Source organism: Sphingomonas sp. PAMC 26621 (assembly GCF_000251145.1).
Taxonomy (GTDB): Bacteria; Pseudomonadota; Alphaproteobacteria; order Sphingomonadales; family Sphingomonadaceae; genus Sphingomonas.
Genome location: NZ_AIDW01000019.1, coordinates 110,713 through 127,942, shown reverse-complemented (window position 1 = coordinate 127,942; position 17,230 = coordinate 110,713). Strand labels below are relative to the sequence as shown.

Below are 17,230 nucleotides of genomic sequence, written 5' to 3'. Positions count from 1 at the left end.
AAGCGGCGCGGCATCCCACTCACACGACCTGCAACCCTTTCCCCGGCGAAACATTGGGCGCTCGACGGCAATGGGCGCGGTTGTGGTGCCCGGCCAGGGAGATCGCTGATGGAAATGCGCAAACTCGGATCACAAGGCCTGGAAGTGTCCGCGCTCGGGCTCGGCTGCATGGGCATGTCGGACTTTTACGGCGCGCAGGATGACGTCGAATCCGCCGCGACGATCAACCGGGCAATCGACCTTGGGGTCGATTTCCTCGACACCGCCGACATGTACGGCGTCGGACGTAACGAGGAACTCATCGGCCGCGTCGTCCGCGAACGCCGCGAATGGATCAAGGTGGCAACCAAGTTCGGCAACATGCGTGGTGCGGACGGCAGCTTCCAGGGGATCAACGGCCGGCCCGAATATGTCCGCCAGGCCTGCGACGCGAGCCTGAAGCGCACCGGGCTCGACCTGTTCGACCTGTATTACCAGCACCGCGTCGACCCCGACGTGCCGATCGAGGAGACCGTCGGCGCAATGGCCGAACTGGTGAAGGCGGGGAAGGTCAAGTATCTCGGCCTGTCCGAAGCCGCGCCCGAGACGATCCGCCGCGCGCATGCGGTCCATCCGATCAGCGCGCTTCAGACCGAATATTCGCTCTGGACGCGTGATCCCGAAGAAACCTTGCTGCCGACGGTGCGCGAACTCGGGATCGGGTTCGTGCCCTATTCGCCGCTTGGGCGCGGTTTCCTGACCGGCCAGTTCAAGACCCCCGGCGACCTCCCCGAGGGCGATACGCGCCGCAATCACCCGCGCTTCCAGGGCGAGGCGTTCGCCAAGAACCTCGCGTTGGCAGATGCGGTTGCCGACATGGCGCGCGACAAGGGCTGCACGCCGGCGCAACTGGCGCTCGCCTGGGTCCTCGCGCAGGGCGACGATATCGTGCCGATTCCCGGCACCAAGCGGCGGACGTATCTCGAACAGAATCTGGATGCGCTCGACGTCGAGCTGGGCGCGGACGATCTGGCGCGGATCAATGCGATCCTCCCGCCCGGAGCGGCGACGGGAACGCGCTACGCCGCGCCGCAGATGGCGGCACTCAACCTGTGAGCGCGCTTTCGGCAGGCAATCTCGCGGTCATCACGGGCGGGGCGAGCGGCATCGGGCTTGCGGCGGCGAAAGCGTTCGCAGGGCTTGGCCTCCGCGTCGTGATCGTCGATCGCCCGGGTCCAGCCCTGGACGAAGCGGCGGCCGCGATCGAGGGTGCGATCGCGATGGCGACCGACGTCGCCGATCGGGCGGCGATGACCACGCTCGCCGACACGATCGCGGAGCGGCATGGCGCGGTATCGGTCCTGATGAACAACGCCGGGGTCGGCGCCGGCGGCGACGTGCTCGCGGATCCGGCGGCGTGGGAGCAGGTGCTCGGCGTCAACCTGATGGGCGTCGTCCATGGGGTGCAGAGCTTCGTCCCCGCGATGATCGCACACGGCCAGCCCGGACTGGTCGTCAATACCGGGTCGAAGCAGGGAATCACCCAGCCGCCCGGAAACACCGCGTACAATGTCAGCAAGGCGGGCGTGAAAGCGCTGACCGAGGGACTCGCGCATACGTTGCGACAGGAAACCGGCGACCGGATCACCGCGCACCTGCTGATCCCTGGCTACACCTTCACCGGCATGACCGCGCGCGGCGCAACCGAGCAGCCGGCGGGTGCATGGTCGGCCGATCAGGTCGTCGCCTTCATGCTCGACGGGATTGCGGCGGGGAATTTCTATCTGCTGTGCCCCGATAACGAGACGACGCCCGAGCAGGATCGCAAGCGCATGCTGTGGGCGGCGGGGGATCTGGTGGAAAACCGTCCGGCACTGTCCCGCTGGCATCCGGCGTGGCGCGAGCGGTTTGACCGATACATGGCCGATTAAGCGAGCAGCGTCCAAATGAACTTTTGGAAGGCTGGACGGTTATCCGGCCACAGGTTTTGAGACAGAGGAAAAGCTCATGAAGAAGTTTTTGATGGCAGTGATGGTAGCAGCAGTTGCGCTCCCCGGTCCGGTTCTCGCAGCGCAGGATCGTGACCGCGACGGTTACCGTGATGGCTATCGTGACCGCGACTATCGCGATCGCAACTACCGTGGTCGTGACTCGCGCCGGTATCAGGATTGCAAGCGCAGCAGCGGCACGACCGGAACGATCGCGGGTGGTGCCGGTGGCGCGGTCCTCGGCAACGTGCTTGGCGGCGGTACGCTTGGGACGGTCGCAGGCGGTGTTGGCGGTGCGCTGCTCGGGCGTCACCTCGACAAGAAGCACGACGCTGCGCAGAACCGCAAGAACGGTTGCTGACCTGAAAACCGCGCTGGCGTAAGCCAGTTCGGGACCGAATGATGGCCCCGCTCCCGATCTTCGGGGGCGGGGCCTTCGTATTTAAGGCGACCCTCTCTCGCGAGATTATCCGTGGCAGTTCAACGGGAAACAAGCGCGAGCGTCAATAATCTGCACCGGCGTCAACGCCTCGTTTACGGTATCTCGCTACATCGAACGCATGACCTACACATCCGCGGTGGATGTGTCCGGGGGAGACGACGGTGTCACTCGACGACAGAGACTTGATCGACTGGGTCGCCTTCGCGAAGGCGCGAAGCGAGCTTGGTACCGGATTTGTCCGCATCCTCGGGTATTTCCGTGAGGACGGCGTCAAGTCAGTAGCCGCAATCGAGGTCGCAATGCGCGCGCAGAATGCCGCGGCGTTGGTGATTCCAGCGCACACGTTGAAAGGCGAGGCGCGTCAGTTCGGTGCCGAGCCGCTCGGGGCGCTGGCCGAAAAGATCGAAGTCGTCGCCCGCGATTGCGTCGAAAGCCGCGATACGCCGGACGAAGCAATCGCGGAAGTCGCCGCGTTGCGGGGGTTGTTCCAGCGGACGCTGACGATCCTCGAGGCCGAAGGCAATCCCGTGGTCCAGCGCCGTCAGGGCTTCGGTCGCCGGATCGGCTGACCAAGTCCACCGACGCTCGAGTAAGCGGACGTGTCTGCGTTCAGGTCCGCAGTCGCTCGATCGCCTGTGCCAGCGCAACGTAGAGCTTACCCATATCCGACGACAACAGCGTGACGCCGAGCGGCGACCCGTCGCGGCCCGAAAGGATGGCGCGCAACATCGATTCGAAGTCGTGAATGTAGCGGTTCACATGCTCGCGGAACCCGTCATCCTCGTCATAGAGATGGACGATCTCGCGCGCTTCGGTCGAATCGAGCAGCCGGACCGCGCGCCGGGTGAAGACACCGCGATCGCCCTTGAGATAGGCGGACCAGGCGCTGTCGGAGACATCCGCCGCAAAGGTCTTGGCGATGTCGATCGATGCCGAGTTGAGCGCCTCGATCAGCAACGACACGCGGCGTGCCATCGAATTCTGGTCCGCTGCCTCGCGCTCGAGCCGGTCGTCCTCGAACCGCGTCTCGAGGATCGCGGACGCATCTGACAGGGCCGCGACCCGATGTTCCAGCCGCTCAGACGCGCGCGCGGCCGTATCGGCAGCGGCATCAGCAGCGTCGGCGATGGCGGCGAGTTGCTGCTGCACCGCGCGCGTGGCGGCGCGTTCGACCGCGGCGGCGCTATGCTGCTCGAACGCGAGCGCGGCATCGGGGATGACGCTCGCCAGCGTCTCGCGCGCGCGATCGGCGGCGGCGCTTGCGGTATCGCGGACGCGGAGCAGCGCTTCGACCAGCCGCGGTGCGGCTTCGTCGGCAAAACGGTTGGTTTGCCCGATCGTGTCGTCGACCATCTGCCCCAGCGCATCCGCCTTGAGCTTGCCGTCGCTGAGCGTGTCGATCAGCGTCCCCGCAAGCTTGTCGACCGTGTCGCGCTGGTTGGCGACGACATGCGCGATCGCCTCGATCGCATCGTGCGTGCTTTCCGCGGCGGTGACCAGCGCGAGCAGTTCGGGCTTGGTCGCACCGACGTGGCGGCGGGTATCGGCAACCTTGGTGTCGAGCCGTGTGAGCGCGTCGGGCAGCGTCTCGTCGATTTCGCGTGCGGCGGCGTCGAGCGCGAGCAGCAGTCGCTCGGTCGTTTCGATCGCGGTGGTGGCAACGGTATCGCCGAGCCGCAAGGCTTCGGTCATCGCGTGCGCCGAGCCGCCGAGCGCGCCGATCGATGCGGCCAACGCCTGGCTGCGATCGATGCCTTGTGCGTGCAGCGCATCGAACCGACCCGAGACATGCGCGATGCCGTGATCGAGCTCGGCAAAGATTTCGCCACCCGTGCCGCGCTGGGCATCGAGCCGCGCGGCAACGTGTTCGATCAGCGATTCGATCTCGTGGATCCGCGATGCGAGGCCATCGGCGCTGTCATGCGCGACGCGCTCCAGCGCAGCCTGGTTCGTGCCGAGCATCGCAAGCAGCGCATCGCCCTGCGCCGCGATGCCGCGGCGGGATTCGTCGATCGCGTCGGCGGTGCGGTTGAGGAGCCCGTCGACCGCAAGCGACATGTCGCCCGTCACCTGTTCGAGCCGCGCGCCGGCGGTTTCGCTGGTCGCTTCCATCCGCGTGATGTGGGCAGCGAGCTTCTGCGCAGCGCCATTGGCGACTGCGTCGGCTTCACGACCGCGCTCGGCGAGCGCGGACAATTGCGCATCGAGCGCTGCGGCATGTTCGCTCGCGGTAATCCCGGTCGCCTTGAGCACCTGCGCGAGCGCATCGGTTTCGCCATGCGCGCGCGGTAGCAGCGCGAGCAGGACGTCGAGCCGGGTCTGCGCATTTTCGGCAGCCTTGGCGAGCGTCGTCGCGTGTGAATCCGCCGAGGCGATATGGTCCCGCAACCCGTTGCCGACCCCTGCGAGCCGCGCCACCGCGGTATCGCCGAGCGTGCCGAGCCATTCGGTCTGCTCGGTCAGCTGGATCCGGTGATCGTCGATCCGCGTCGAGAGCCGGTTGACCGTGCGTTCGAGATTGGCGGCCTCGGCGCGCATCGCCTGTGCGGTCCGTCCGAAGCGTCGCGCCTCGGCGGTGCTGGTGCGCAACGCGAGCAGCAAGAGAATGCCGACCAGCGCGGGCGGCACACAGAGTGCGCCAAGGAAAAGTACGACTTCGATGGGCCTGGCGTCGAGCAGGCTCGACCAGCACAGCGCCGTCATCACACCGATCCAGGCCAGCGACAGCACCACGCCGACCACAATGAGCCATGGGAAAGGCCGGCGCGGCACTTCCTCGTCGGTGAAGTCGTCGGGGTGGGAGAGAGTCTGCATGGGCATGGTTTCCGCATCGGACGACAGGGCTTGCGGATCGGGCAGCAGATCCCCGCGCGGCGCGTCGCCGGGTTTCGGGCGACCATTGGGCCGAAGATCGATGATGCGAGAACCCCCGTTCATCAGGCTCGTTTATCACGAAAAGCCCGGAGGCAAAGCGAATAGCGAAACTTTGCCTTAAGTCCTTGCCCGGTAGAGGGTGCGATATGGTGTATGAACCCGGTGCAATCGATGCGGCGCTCGCGGCTGCGGTAGGCGACGAGCCCATGCTGATCGCGGAATTGCGTGTAGCCTTCCTGGAAAGCGTGCGGCGCGGGCTGCATGGGTTGGAGACTGCCTCCGGCGAAGCGGAATGGGAGAAGGCCGCATGGCGGTTGCGCGGGCTGGCGGCCAGTTTCGGCGCGGTCCGCCTGATGGCGATCGCGACCGAGGCGGCGGAAAGCGACGCACATGATCCCGCGTTGATGCGACGGTTGCGGCGCGCGGTCGACCGGCTCTGATCGCGGGCGAAAGCTTTGGGGCGGTCGCTGCGCAGGCCCGCACTGCGTTACCACGGGCCAGGCCCCGGACGACGCTGGTTAGAAAGGATCGCGCAAAACCGGCGTGATCGCGGAGCGCCTCGAAGACGGGCGCCGGCCCGCCGTATCACACCCCTTTGCCAAGCACCGCCGAACCCCGTAACAGCCCGGCCATGCTGGCAGGACTGATTTTCGCGACCGACGACGCCGACGACCGTCCGGGGACGCTGGCGGCGACGCTGCCGTTCGGCGGCTTGACGCTGGTCGAGTTCCAGGCGCGGCTGCTCGCGGCCGCCGGAGCGACACAGATCATTCTCGTCGTCGCGCGGATGACGCCCGAGCTGCTTGGCGTGATCGGCCGGATCGGCAAGCGCGGCGGGTCGGTCGATGCGGTCCGCAGCGCGCAGGATGCGGTTGCCAAGCTCCATCCGCTCGCGCGCGTGATGATCGTCGCGGATGGCGTCGTGACAAGCGGCGACATCGTCCAGAGCCTCGCCGCCGCGCCACACGATACGATCGTCGTCTGCGATCCCGACGACCAGCGCTACGAGCGGGTCGGGTCGAAGGCGGCGTGGGCCGGGCTGGCACTGCTGGAATGCAAGCGCGTCGCGGAAGTCGCGGCGATGCCCCGTGACTATGATTTTCAATCGACCTTGCTGCGGGTTGCGGCACAGGCCGGGGCGGAACAGGTCCGGCTCGACCCGCGCGACGCGCCCAAGCACGCGATCGAACGCAGCGCCGACGCGCTGACGCGACGCGGGACGAGCACGGTTGCGGCGTTGGTCGCCAAGCCCGTCCGCTGGGCAGAGCGCTTCCTGCTTGCACCGGTGGTTCGGTTCGCCCTGCCGCCGCTGATGGCACGCCTCGTGTCGACGCTCGCGCCGCTCGCGGTCGCCGGACTCCTCGTCGTCGTTGCCCTGGCGACGATCCTCGCGAAGCATCCGGTCATCGGAATTGGCGTTGCCGGGCTCGCGATCGTCTCGGCAAGCGTTGCTGCCGCGCTGGCCTGGGTCCGCGAGGAGACGCGGCTTGCGGAGGTTGCGGGGCATGCCCGGTCCGGGTTCGTCGCGCTGGTCGTCCTTGCGATCGGCGTCCGCGCCGATCCGGTTGCGGGGGGCGCGCTCGCGGGGGCGCTGGTCGTCGCAGGCGCGCTGCTGGAGCGCGCCGCGCTGCCGGCGCTGCTGCGCCGCTGGTGGGCGAGCCCGGTTTCTTACCTGATGATTCTGCTGCCGTTCGTGCTCGTGGGCTGGCCGTTGATCGGGCTCGCGGCGGCTGCACTGTACGCTGCTGGGACACTTGGGGCAGCGATCGAGGCTTTTCGGCAAAAGCCGTAGTCCCGCTTCAGCGACAAAGTCCCTAAGCCCAGCCAATGCCGATCAACGATCGTGAGATGGAGGACAGGGCCCAGGGGGGGATGACGGCGTTGCTCGCTCGAGCAACGATCGCAGACGTGCGGGCGGACGAGGCGTTGCAGGTCGCGATCGACGATGTGTTCTTGCCCGATGCCGCGCGGCTCGACGACCGGACCCGCCTCGGGGTCACGCTTTTGCTCGACGATCTGGCGAACGGGATCGCGGCGACGGTGCGACGGCATGCCGCGCGGCTGCTGACCGCGCGCGACGAAAGCGCGCTCGCCGAACGGCTGGCCGTGTCGGGCGGTGGCGAAACCGGCAGAGCGCTCGCTTCAGCCGGCTTGCTCCGCGACGCGCAGCTGATGCGCGAGATCGTCGGACGCGTGCGGCAGGATGTGATCGCCGAAGCGTTGCCAGCGATGGCGCGGGAAGATCCGGACGCGTCCAGTCTGCTCCCCCGTCTGCTGTACCATGCCGATCCGGTCGTGGGCAAAAGTGCAGCGGCGTTGCTCGGCGCGGAAAGTCGACGCCGCATCGGCGGCCCGGTCGGAGCCCCCCTCGCGAGCGACCTTCCTGCCGAGGTACATCGCCGGCTTGTCTGGATAAACGCAGCCGCAGTGCGGGACCAGTTTGCGAAGGCTGCCGGTGCGGCGCTGCCGGCACTCGATCGCGCGCTTGCGGAAGCGGCAATGCGCAGCATCGCGACGCACGACGAAGGGGAGCGTCTGGAAGCGGTGGCCTTGCGTCTTGCCGCAGCGCTTGATCCCAATCCGGGCGAACGCGCCACATTGCTGGTCGAGGCGCTGTTCGACCGCCGCCTCGCGTTGTTCATCGCGGTCATCGCGCAAGGGCTCGGGCTGGACCACCCGGATACGCGCGATATCGTGCTCGATCCGAACGGCGAGCGGCTGTGGCTGCTGTTGCGCGCGCTCGATCTCGATCGCGCCACGATCGCGCGGATTGGTTTCTCGCTGGGCGAGGCCGACCCGCGGCGCGATCTCGATGGTTTCGCCGAAATGCTCGACACGATCGTCGCGATCGATCCGCTTGCCGCACGGCAGGCGTTGGCGCCGCTTCTGCTGCACCGCGACTATCGTGCAGCCCTGACCGCGTTTGCCCGCAGCCAGCAGCGTTCGGCGCTGACGTGGGACTGGACGGCATGATGGCGAACGCGGCGGCGCTGCTGCCCGCGCGCGCAACGCTCGATCGGGAGGGCCGGCTGGTCGCGGCCGACCCACGGTTGCTGGACCTGAACAATCGTGCGGGTGGCACGATCGGACAAATGCTCGCAGTCCCGCAACTCGGGACGATCGCGCGGTTGGCGAGGCGGTTGGGGATCGGGGTTTCGCGCAACGTCGTGGTCGCCGACGGCGGGGACGATCTCGACCTCTGGGTTCGCGCCGAGCCGACCTTGGTGGACGCCGGGGCCGACGGCGTCGCGCTGACCGTCAGCGGCTGGCGGCAACGGCCATCGTGGCAACCCGCCGGAACGGCGGAGGGCACCGCGGGGGACTTCCTGCGCAGCGCAGCGGACTGGATGTGGGAGACCGATTCGACGCTGGCCCTCACTTTTCTCGCAGCGTCCGACAGTATGCCGGGTTCGGTGGACACCGCGTTGCTCGGCCTGCCGCTGACCCGGATCTTCCTGCTGGGCGAGGATGATGCCGGCACCTTCCCGATCCTGACCGGGCTCGCGCAGCGGCGTCCCTTCGAGGATCAACGGGCGACGCTCCGCGCTACCGGGCAGCCGGTCCTGTTGTCCGCCGCGCCACGGATCGATTCGGCGGGAGCGTTCGTCGGCTTCATCGGTGCGGCGCATGCGATCGGATCATCGGTGCCGGGTGCTGCCAAACCGACCGAGCCGCCAACCCCCGATCTCGATGCGGTCGCGACCGCCTTTGCAGCGAGGCTCGACCAGACCTTGCGCGCCCCGCTCGACCGGATCATCGCAAACGCCGACAGCATCCACGCCCAGTCGGACGGACCGCTCAAACAGGACTATGCGGAGTACGCTGCCGACATCGCGAGCGCGGGGCGGCACCTGATGGGCCTGGTCGACGATCTGGTCGACCTGCAGGCGATCGAACGGCCCGACTTTTCCGTGGCGCGCGAGCCGATCGACCTCACCGACGTGGCGCGGCGCGCGGCAGGGCTGCTCCAGATCCGTGCGACCGTCGCACGGGTCAGAATCGACAAGCCTGCATTCGGCGAAATCCTGCCGGCGACTGGCGAATTCAGGCGCGCGTTACAGGTGTTGGTCAATCTGATCGCCAATGCGGTGCGCTATTCCCCGATCGACGGGATGGTATGGATCCGCGCCGAGCGCGCGGGGCAGTTTGCCGCGATCATCGTCGCCGATCAGGGCAAGGGAATCGCGCTTGCCGACCAGATGCGGATTTTTGGCAAGTTCGAGCGAGTCGACCAGAATGAGGCGGGCGGTTCGGGGCTAGGCCTCTACATCGCGCGACGGCTCGCGCGCGCAATGGGTGGGGACGTTACCGTCGACAGCGCACCGGGGCAGGGCGCGCGCTTCATCTTCTCGCTCCCGCTGCGCGGATGACGACGGGATGACATAAACGACAATTGACGAGCGCCACGCTTCGCGTACCTTTCCCGTGCCCACGTATGGGCGGGGAGAGTTTGTATGCGTAAGCTTATCGTCGCGGCATCACTGCTCGCGTTTGCCGTTGGAACGGCGCCGGCCACGGCTGCGCCGTGCAAGGACGCCAAGGGGCGTTTCATGAAATGCCCGACGGTGGCTCCGAAGGCCACCAAATGCCGGTTGAACGGCAAATTCGCCAAATGCGGAACGCCGGGCGCGAAGCCCGCCTGAAGGTCTTGAACCGCCGTCACTCCGGTACGAGACCGGAGTGACGACGGGCCAATCGGAAACAAACCGCAGGGGCAGGTCAGCGCCGCCGCGACCACCAGATCGCGGCAACGCCAACCAGCGCCAGAACCGCGCCGTAGACCGCCCATTGCGTCTGCGCGATCATGAAGCTCGACGCCGGCCAATGCACCAGTCCGAGCCCCTGACCGATCCACAGCAGCCCCATCAGCGTGGCGAGCACGCCGACGAGGGCCACCAGGGTTTTCACGAACGCGCGTCCAGCGAGACGTAGTCGCGCTGCGTCGGACCGGTGTAGAGCTGGCGCGGACGGCCGATCTTCTGCTCTGGATCCGCGATCATCTCATTCCACTGCGCGACCCAGCCGACGGTCCGCGCGAGCGCGAACAGCGCGGTGAACATCGTGGTCGGGAAGCCGATCGCCGAGAGGATGACGCCCGAGTAGAAGTCGACGTTCGGAAACAGCTTCTTCTCGATGAAATATGGATCGTTGAGCGCCATTTCCTCGAGCTTGAGCGCGACGTCGAAGACCGGGTCGGTCACGCCCAGCTCGCCGAGCACTTCGCGCACAGTCTGCTGCATCACGGTCGCGCGCGGATCGTAGTTCTTGTACACGCGGTGGCCGAAGCCCATCAGGCGGAACGGATCGTTCTTGTCCTTGGCGCGCGCGATATACTCGGGGATGCGGTCGACCGTGCCGATCTCGCGCAGCATGTTGAGCGCGGCCTCGTTCGCGCCGCCATGCGCGGGACCCCACAGGCAGGCGATGCCCGCTGCGATGCACGCGAACGGGTTCGCGCCCGACGAGCCGGCAAGACGGACGGTCGAGGTCGAGGCGTTCTGCTCGTGGTCGGCATGGAGGATGAAGATCCGGTCCATCGCCTTTTCGACCACCGGGTTCACCACATATTCTTCCGCAGGGACGCCGAACGTCATCTGCAGGAAGTTGCCGGTGTAGCTCAGGTTGTTCTTGGGATGCATGAACGGCTGGCCGATGGAATATTTGTACGCCATCGCAGCGATCGTAGGCATCTTCGCGATGAGCCGATGGCTCGCGATCATGCGCTGCTGCGGATCCGTGATGTCCGCCGAATCCTGGTAGAACGCCGACAGCGCGCCAACGACGCCGCACATGATCGCCATAGGATGCGCGTCGCGACGGAAGCCGCGATAGAAGGTCGCGAGCTGCTCGTGGAGCATCGTGTGGCGGCTGATCGTGTAGGTGAACTTCTCGAGCTCGGGCTTGGTCGGCAGCTCGCCGTTGAGCAGCAGGTGGCAGACCTCCATGAAGCTCGACTGTTCGGCGAGCTGGCCGATCGGATAGCCACGATGGAGCAGGACGCCCTCGTCGCCGTCGATGTAGGTGATCGCGGAATCGCACGACGCAGTCGAGGTGAAGCCCGGGTCGTAGGTGAACATACCCGTCTGCGCGTACAGCTTTCGGATATCGAGTACGTCGGGGCCGACGCTGCCGTGCATGACCTTCACATCGAGGTCCTTGCCAGCGGCGCTCAGCTTGGCGGTGTCGGTCATGGATAGTCCTTTCGTGACTTTTACGCGGTCATCTGGTCTGCGATGCGACCCAGGCTCTCGTCGCGCCCGAGCAGGTCGAGCACGTCGAAAATTCCGGGCGAGGTCTTGCGCCCGGTCAGCGCCGCGCGCAGCGGTTGCGCGACTTGCCCGAGCTTGACCCCTGCGTCTTCGGCAACCTGCCGTACCGCAGCTTCGAGGCTCTCCGTATCCCAGCGTTCGACCGCGTCAAGCGCTGCGTGCAGCCGGGCGAGAAGCGATCGCGCATCGTCGGACGGCAGCGCGGTGGCGTCGCGGTCCATCTCGAGCGGGCGCTGGCGGAACAGGAAGGCAGCCCCGTTGGTGAGATCGAGCAGATCCGCCGCCCGCGGTTTGAGCGAGGCCATGCTTCGGCCAAGAACCTCGCGTTGCTGCTCCGTGGGTACGAAATCAAGCCGCTCCGCCACCAGCGCGGCGAGCCGTGCATCGTCTGCGACGCGAATGTACTGGCCGTTCAGATTCTCGAGCTTCTTGAAATCGAATCGCGACGGGGACTTGCCCACTCCGGCGAGATCGAACCATTCGACTGCCTGGCTTCGGCTGATGATCTCGTCGTCACCATGCCCCCAGCCCAGCCGGAGCAAGTAATTGTCGAGCGCTTCGGGCAGCATTCCGAGCTCGTCGCGATAATATTCCACCCCGACCGCGCCGTGCCGCTTCGACAGCTTCGCGCCATCCGAACCGTGGATCAGCGGGATGTGTGCATAAACGGGATCGGGCCAGCCAGCTTCGCCGGATTTCCTGGCAATCGCATCCATCGCGCGGATGATCGGCAACTGGCGGAATGCGTTGTTGAGATGGTCATCCCCGCGAATCACGTGGGTCACCCCCATGTCGTGATCGTCCACAACCACCGCGAGCATATAGGTGGGCGTGCCATCCGAGCGCAGGAGGACGAGATCGTCGAGTTCGGCATTCTGCACCGTCACCGACCCCTGGACACGGTCGTCGATCGTGACGGCACCCTCGGTCGGCGCCTTGAGGCGGACGACGAACGGGCGCGTATCGTCCGTATCGGTGCGGTCGCGCCACGGGCTGCGGACCCGGAGCGGCTTCTTCGCTGCCTCCGCCTCGGCGCGCATCGCGGCAAGCTCCTCGGTGGTGAGGTAGCAGCGATAGGCGTGGCCGTGCTCGACCATCCGGTGCGCGACCTCGGCGTGGCGATCCGCGCGCGCGGACTGATACACTTCGTCGCCATCCCAATCGAGCCCGAGCCAGCGCAGCGAGGTGAGGATCGCGTCGATCGCGGGCTGGGTCGAGCGCGCCCGATCGGTATCCTCGATCCGCAGCAGGAAGCGCCCGCCATGGTGGCGCGCGTACAGCCAGTTGAACAACGCGGTGCGCGCGCCGCCGATGTGGAGGAATCCGGTCGGCGAGGGCGCGAAACGAGTCACGACCTGCGCGCCGGAGGCGGCGTCCCGCATGCCCTCGGGGGCTGCGGTGGTATCACTGATTGCGCTCAACCGCGCATACTCCCAGACTAGAAGATCGATGGCCGGAACAGCCTGCAGCGCCCCTAGCACGCGCTTTGCACCGCTTCAAACTGGCGTTCGCAGATGGTTGGGCGATGGCGCGCGCAAGGCGGCGGACGCGCTGGAACGCTGGCTCGAGGCCGAGCGCGATCAGCTCGCGCTGTGGCTTCCGGTGATGTTGGGCGGCGGGATCGCTGTGTGGTTCGTGCTTCCCGATCGCACCGCATGGACCGTCGCTTTGCTGGGCGCGCTCGGCGTGGCGCTCACTGCGGCGGCGATCGGTCGACATGGGCGCGCCGCGCGCGTTCTCGCGATCGGCGCGCTGATGGTGGCGCTCGGGATCGGACTGATCTGGTGGCGGGCGACGCAGGTCGGCCATGTCGTCCTGCAGCGCCCGAGCATCGCGACGTTCACCGCAACGGTCGAGCGGATCGAACCCTTGCCTGCGCGCGACCTGGTCCGGCTTCGGCTCGCACCGGTCGCCGTTTTCAGGCGGGCAGGCAGCGACCGGCCACCGCCCGCCTTGCCGCGGCGGCTGCGCCTCAATCTGGCGGTCGGCGATGTTCCCGCCGGACTCGCCGTCGGGGTCACGCTTCGGCTGACGGCGCGGTTGCTGCCACCCCCTGAACCGTCGGTTCCCGGTGCTTATAATTATGCGGTCGGTGCCTGGTTCGACCGGATCGGCGCGACCGGACGGGGGCTGCCGCCGGTAACGATCGTCGCGGGAGCGCGCGCAACCGGCATTCCGCTCCGCCAGCGCCTGTCCGCCCATATCCAGGCGAGCGCCGGCGGCGGTGGGGCGGGGGGGATCGCGGCGGCGCTCGCGACCGGCGAGCAGGGCTCGATCCCGCTCGATGATACCGAGGCGATGCGCCGCTCGGGCCTTGCCCACCTGCTGTCGGTGAGCGGGCTGCATATCAGTGCGACTGTCGCGGCGACCATGATCCTCGTCTCGCGATTGCTCGCCTTGTCGCCGTGGCTGGCATTGCGCTGGCGTCTGCCGCTCGTTGCGGGCGCTGCCGGGGCGCTGGTCGCGATCGGCTATACACTGCTGACCGGGGCCGAGGTTCCGACGATCCGGTCGTGCGTTGCCGCGTTGTGCGTGCTGATCGCGCTGGCGCTCGGGCGCGAGGCGTTGACGCTGCGGCTCGTTGCGGCGGGGGCAATCGTCGTTTTGCTGCTGTATCCGGAATCGCTCGTCGGCCCGAGTTTCCAACTCTCGTTCGCCGCAGTGGCGTCGATCATCGCGCTCAACGAGCATCCGCGCATCCGCACCCTGTTCGCCGCGCGGGACGAGCCGCGCGTGCGTTCGGTAGCGCGCAGTCTGGCGTCGCTGTTGCTGACCGGGATCATGGTCGAGGCGGCGCTGCTGCCGATCTCGCTCTATCACTTCCAGAAAGCGGGGATTTACGGCGCGGTCGCCAACATCTGCGCGATCCCGCTGACGACGTTCGTCATCATGCCGCTCGAGGCGGGGGCCTTGCTGTTCGACCTGATCGGCGCAGGCGCGCCCTTGTGGTGGGCCACGCGGCTGGCACTCGACGTGTTGCTGTGGATCGCGCGGACGACGGCGGCGATCCCGGGATCGGTCGCGCCGCTGCCGTCGATGCCGGATGGCGCCTTCGGCCTGATGATCGCGGGCGGCCTGTGGATTGCGCTGTGGCGGACGCAATGGCGGCGGCTTGGCGTCGGGCCGCTGGCGATTGGTGCGGTATGGGCGCTGTCGACGCCAGCGCCCGACCTGCTCGTGACCGGTGACGGGCGCCATGTCGCGATCCGCACGCAGGACGGGGCGGTCGCGTTGCTGCGGGACCGGACCGGGGATTATACGGCGGACATGATGGCGCAAGGCGGCGGGGCGACGGGACTTCCCGTCCTTTGGTCGGACCAGCGCTCAGCGCGATGCAGCCGCGATCTGTGCATGGCGACGCGCCTGGTCGGCAACCGCCGCTGGCAGGTACTCGCGACTCGCAGCGCATATGCGATCCCGGTGCAGACGCTGCTAGACGTCTGTTCGCGCGCCGATATCGTCATCAGCGAGCGACGGCTGCCCAAGCGGTGTCACCCGCGCTGGCTGCGACTGGACCGGACGATGCTCGCACAGACCGGCGGGGTGGCGATCACGTTTTACCCGTCCGTGCTGTCGCTCCCGGCTACCGCGAGCGTACGGACGGTGCGACGGGTACGGGACGAACATCCCTGGATCACCGTCCTCGAACCACTACCGCAGGGCGCGCGGGGCACGGGGCACGGGGCGGCGCTTCCGCCACTCCCGCACCGCACCCGATCAGTCGTAGCGGCGCAGCAATCCGGCGAGCTTGCCCTGCACCCGGACCTGCGCCGGGGTATAACGCTGCGGATCATACGCTCGGTTGGCGGGATCGAGCCGGACCATCGCGCCCTCGCGCCGGAAGAACTTGAGCGTCGCCTCACTGTTGTCGATCAGCGCCACGACGATCTCGCCGTCGCGCGCGACTTCCTGTCGCTTGATCAGCGCGTAGTCGCCGTCGAGAATTCCTGCCTCGACCATCGAATCCCCCGCAACTTCGAGAGCGTAATGCTCGCCGCCGCCGAGCAGCGCGGCCGGCACCGCGAGCATCGATGCGCCTTCGAACGCCTCGATCGGAACGCCCGCCGCGATCCGCCCGTGGAGCGGGATCTCGATCACATCGTTCGCGGGATTGGGCAATGGACGCACGTTGGCGGGCGACGCCTCGGGCAGGGTCACAACCTTGGAAACCGGCTTGGCGCCGCGTTCGGGCATCTTGAGCACTTCGAGCGCGCGCGCACGATTGGGCAGGCGGCGGATGAACTGGCGTTCCTCGAGCGCGCTGATCAGGCGGTGGACGCCGGACTTGGACTTGAGGTCGAGTGCTTCCTTCATTTCCTCGAACGAGGGCGAAACCCCGGTCTCGTCCAGCCGGTCGTTGATGAAGCAGATCAACTCATGCTGTTTGCGCGTTAGCATTCCGGGCCCTTTCGTCGGAACAGACGACGAACCTATACGGAACATAAAGCAGTGCGTCAAGCGATCGGCAGGATTTCCACCGAGTCGCCCGTCGCGGCGGCGGGCGCGAAGGGGGCGCGGATGATCATGCAGTCGGCATCGGCAAGGGTCGCCAGCAGCGACGAATCCTGCCGTTCGGCGGCGTAGACTCGGCCGTCGCGGGTGGTCGCGCGCAGATAATCCTGCCGCCGGTCGTTTTCCTTGAGCGGGGCGCCAAGAATTGCCGGGTAAGCGATCGGGCGGGGATCGCTCGCGCCCGAAATCGACGCGATCAAGGGCTTGAGGAAGATCGCCGCGGTCACGAACGCGGACACCGGATTGCCCGGCAACCCCAGCACGAGCATTTCGCCGATCTTTCCCGCCAGCATCGGCTTGCCCGGCCGCAAGGCGATCCGCCAGAAATCGATCGCGCCCCCCGCTGCTGCGAGGGCGGGACGGATCAGGTCGTGATCGCCGACCGAGGCACCGCCGGTGGTGACGAGGATATCCGCCTCGACCCGCGCGAAAGCCTCGACGATCGTGTCGAGCCGATCGGGCAGGATCCCGAGATCGACGACGTCGACCGGGAGGTCGGCGAGCATCGCCGCCAGCATCACACCGTTCGATTCGGGGAGCGTCCGGTCGCTGAGCGGAGCGCCCGGCAGCGTCAGTTCGTCCCCGCTCGCCACGATCGCGACACGCACCCGCCGCGCCACCTTTAGTTCGCCGTGTCCGCCGCTCGCGGCGAGCGCGATGCGGGCGGGGCTCAGCCGCTGACCGGTCGAGATCAGGACGTCCCCGTTTGAGAAGTCGATTCCTGCGCGGCGGATGTTGCCGCCACGAACCGGGCCGCTTCCCGAAAGGCGGACGGTGTCGCCGTCGCGCGCCGCTTCCTCCTGGACGAGCACCGCATCCGCGCCACCGGGCAGCGCCGCGCCGGTGAAGATCCGGACGGTCTGGTTCTGGCCGATTGCGCCGTCGAACGGATGCCCGGCCGCGCTTTCGCCGATGAGCTGCAGCGGCTGCGCAAGATCGTCGAACCGTACCGCATAGCCATCCATCGCGGACAGGTCGCGCGCGGGCTGGGTGCGGAGCGCCAGGACGTCCGCCGCGCTCCACCGTCCGCTCGCGGTGCGGAGCGGAACGGTCTCGAGCGGGATCGTCGGAGCGAGCGCGCGCAGACGGGTCTGGGCCTCTTCGACGGAGAGGAGCGGTACGGGGGTGGTCATTCGGCTGCCTTATCGCCTCGTATCGCCTCGCGT

15 protein-coding genes and 1 pseudogene are annotated in these 17,230 nt (G+C 67.4%); 10 read left to right on the top strand and 6 right to left on the bottom strand.

Annotated elements, in window-relative coordinates; translation table 11 throughout:
- The first annotated feature begins 108 nt into the window (after positions 1-108).
- The 4 genes from RI03_RS10515 (at position 109) to RI03_RS10500 (ending at position 2,978) form a co-directional block, all read left to right on the top strand.
- On the top strand, positions 109-1,095 hold the full coding sequence (locus RI03_RS10515; RefSeq protein WP_010217242.1) for an aldo/keto reductase: 987 nt from the start codon (positions 109-111) through the stop codon (positions 1,093-1,095).
- Entirely contained in the window at positions 1,092-1,910 is an 819-nt protein-coding gene (locus RI03_RS10510; protein ID WP_010217241.1) for an SDR family NAD(P)-dependent oxidoreductase, read from the top strand. The genes RI03_RS10515 and RI03_RS10510 overlap by 4 nt, the downstream gene beginning before the upstream one ends.
- Before the next feature lie 76 nt (positions 1,911-1,986).
- Entirely contained in the window at positions 1,987-2,328 is a 342-nt protein-coding gene (locus RI03_RS10505) for a hypothetical protein (RefSeq protein WP_010164019.1), read from the top strand.
- Positions 2,329-2,549: 221 nt separating this feature from the next.
- A complete protein-coding gene (locus tag RI03_RS10500) occupies positions 2,550-2,978 on the top strand; it encodes an Hpt domain-containing protein (protein ID WP_170318372.1) in 429 nt (142 codons plus the stop codon).
- 40 nt (positions 2,979-3,018) lie between these two features.
- Here RI03_RS10500 and RI03_RS10495 read toward each other — a convergent pair whose 3' ends face one another.
- The gene (locus RI03_RS10495; RefSeq protein WP_010217239.1) at positions 3,019-5,346 is read right to left on the bottom strand and encodes a hypothetical protein; all 2,328 of its coding nucleotides are present in this window, start codon (positions 5,344-5,346) and stop codon (positions 3,019-3,021) included.
- Positions 5,347-5,429: 83 nt separating this feature from the next.
- Between RI03_RS10495 and RI03_RS10490 the strand changes: the two genes are divergently transcribed.
- The 5 genes from RI03_RS10490 (at position 5,430) to RI03_RS10470 (ending at position 9,926) form a co-directional block, all read left to right on the top strand.
- A complete protein-coding gene (locus RI03_RS10490; protein WP_010217237.1) occupies positions 5,430-5,723 on the top strand; it encodes a hypothetical protein in 294 nt (97 codons plus the stop codon).
- 191 nt (positions 5,724-5,914) lie between these two features.
- Entirely contained in the window at positions 5,915-7,075 is a 1,161-nt protein-coding gene (locus tag RI03_RS10485; RefSeq protein ID WP_010217236.1) for a hypothetical protein, read from the top strand.
- 56 nt (positions 7,076-7,131) lie between these two features.
- A complete protein-coding gene (locus tag RI03_RS10480; RefSeq protein WP_238542343.1) occupies positions 7,132-8,256 on the top strand; it encodes a DUF2336 domain-containing protein in 1,125 nt (374 codons plus the stop codon).
- Positions 8,253-9,653, top strand: a complete 1,401-nt coding sequence (locus tag RI03_RS10475) for a sensor histidine kinase (RefSeq protein WP_010217233.1) — start codon at positions 8,253-8,255, stop codon at positions 9,651-9,653. The genes RI03_RS10480 and RI03_RS10475 overlap by 4 nt, the downstream gene beginning before the upstream one ends.
- An 84-nt stretch (positions 9,654-9,737) precedes the next feature.
- Positions 9,738-9,926, top strand: a complete 189-nt coding sequence (locus tag RI03_RS10470) for a hypothetical protein (protein ID WP_026046634.1) — start codon at positions 9,738-9,740, stop codon at positions 9,924-9,926.
- Between the two features lie 76 nt (positions 9,927-10,002).
- Here the strand turns inward: RI03_RS10470 and RI03_RS10465 are convergent, their stop codons facing one another.
- The 3 genes from RI03_RS10465 to gltX are packed head-to-tail and all read right to left on the bottom strand — an operon-like array spanning position 10,003 to position 12,934.
- The gene (locus tag RI03_RS10465) at positions 10,003-10,191 is read right to left on the bottom strand and encodes a hypothetical protein (protein WP_010164009.1); all 189 of its coding nucleotides are present in this window, start codon (positions 10,189-10,191) and stop codon (positions 10,003-10,005) included.
- A complete protein-coding gene (locus tag RI03_RS10460; protein ID WP_010164007.1) occupies positions 10,188-11,474 on the bottom strand; it encodes a citrate synthase in 1,287 nt (428 codons plus the stop codon). The genes RI03_RS10465 and RI03_RS10460 overlap by 4 nt, the downstream gene beginning before the upstream one ends.
- A 20-nt stretch (positions 11,475-11,494) precedes the next feature.
- Positions 11,495-12,934, bottom strand: a complete 1,440-nt coding sequence (gene gltX / locus RI03_RS10455) for a glutamate--tRNA ligase (RefSeq protein ID WP_010217229.1) — start codon at positions 12,932-12,934, stop codon at positions 11,495-11,497.
- On the opposite strand from gltX, the pseudogene RI03_RS10450 reads away from it, so the two are divergent.
- Positions 12,864-14,591, top strand: a pseudogene (locus RI03_RS10450) (ComEC/Rec2 family competence protein); the annotation flags it as partial. The gene gltX and the pseudogene RI03_RS10450 overlap by 71 nt on opposite strands.
- A gap of 678 nt (positions 14,592-15,269) precedes the next feature.
- On the opposite strand, the gene lexA reads toward RI03_RS10450, so the two are convergent.
- Together lexA and RI03_RS10445 are read right to left on the bottom strand one after the other, a co-directional pair.
- A complete protein-coding gene (lexA, locus tag RI03_RS22690; protein WP_081504216.1) occupies positions 15,270-15,950 on the bottom strand; it encodes a transcriptional repressor LexA in 681 nt (226 codons plus the stop codon).
- A 56-nt stretch (positions 15,951-16,006) separates the two neighbouring features.
- Positions 16,007-17,197, bottom strand: a complete 1,191-nt coding sequence (locus RI03_RS10445; protein WP_010217224.1) for a molybdopterin molybdotransferase MoeA — start codon at positions 17,195-17,197, stop codon at positions 16,007-16,009.
- Positions 17,198-17,230: the final 33 nt, after the last annotated feature.

What these genes read in the sequence shown, in the direction of transcription:
- RI03_RS10515 (WP_010217242.1), top strand. Translation starts at nt 109, where the DNA reads ATGGAAATGCGCAAACTCGGATCACAAGGCCTGGAAGTGTCCGCGCTC.
- RI03_RS10505 (WP_010164019.1), top strand. Translation starts at nt 1,987, where the DNA reads ATGAAGAAGTTTTTGATGGCAGTGATGGTAGCAGCAGTTGCGCTCCCC.
- RI03_RS10500 (WP_170318372.1), top strand. Translation starts at nt 2,550, where the DNA reads ATGTGTCCGGGGGAGACGACGGTGTCACTCGACGACAGAGACTTGATC.
- RI03_RS10495 (WP_010217239.1), bottom strand. Translation starts at nt 5,346, where the DNA reads ATGAACGGGGGTTCTCGCATCATCGATCTTCGGCCCAATGGTCGCCCG.
- RI03_RS10490 (WP_010217237.1), top strand. Translation starts at nt 5,430, where the DNA reads ATGGTGTATGAACCCGGTGCAATCGATGCGGCGCTCGCGGCTGCGGTA.
- RI03_RS10485 (WP_010217236.1), top strand. Translation starts at nt 5,915, where the DNA reads ATGCTGGCAGGACTGATTTTCGCGACCGACGACGCCGACGACCGTCCG.
- RI03_RS10480 (WP_238542343.1), top strand. Translation starts at nt 7,132, where the DNA reads ATGGAGGACAGGGCCCAGGGGGGGATGACGGCGTTGCTCGCTCGAGCA.
- RI03_RS10475 (WP_010217233.1), top strand. Translation starts at nt 8,253, where the DNA reads ATGATGGCGAACGCGGCGGCGCTGCTGCCCGCGCGCGCAACGCTCGAT.
- RI03_RS10470 (WP_026046634.1), top strand. Translation starts at nt 9,738, where the DNA reads ATGCGTAAGCTTATCGTCGCGGCATCACTGCTCGCGTTTGCCGTTGGA.
- RI03_RS10460 (WP_010164007.1), bottom strand. Translation starts at nt 11,474, where the DNA reads ATGACCGACACCGCCAAGCTGAGCGCCGCTGGCAAGGACCTCGATGTG.
- gltX (WP_010217229.1), bottom strand. Translation starts at nt 12,934, where the DNA reads ATGCGGGACGCCGCCTCCGGCGCGCAGGTCGTGACTCGTTTCGCGCCC.
- lexA (WP_081504216.1), bottom strand. Translation starts at nt 15,950, where the DNA reads ATGCTAACGCGCAAACAGCATGAGTTGATCTGCTTCATCAACGACCGG.
- RI03_RS10445 (WP_010217224.1), bottom strand. Translation starts at nt 17,197, where the DNA reads ATGACCACCCCCGTACCGCTCCTCTCCGTCGAAGAGGCCCAGACCCGT.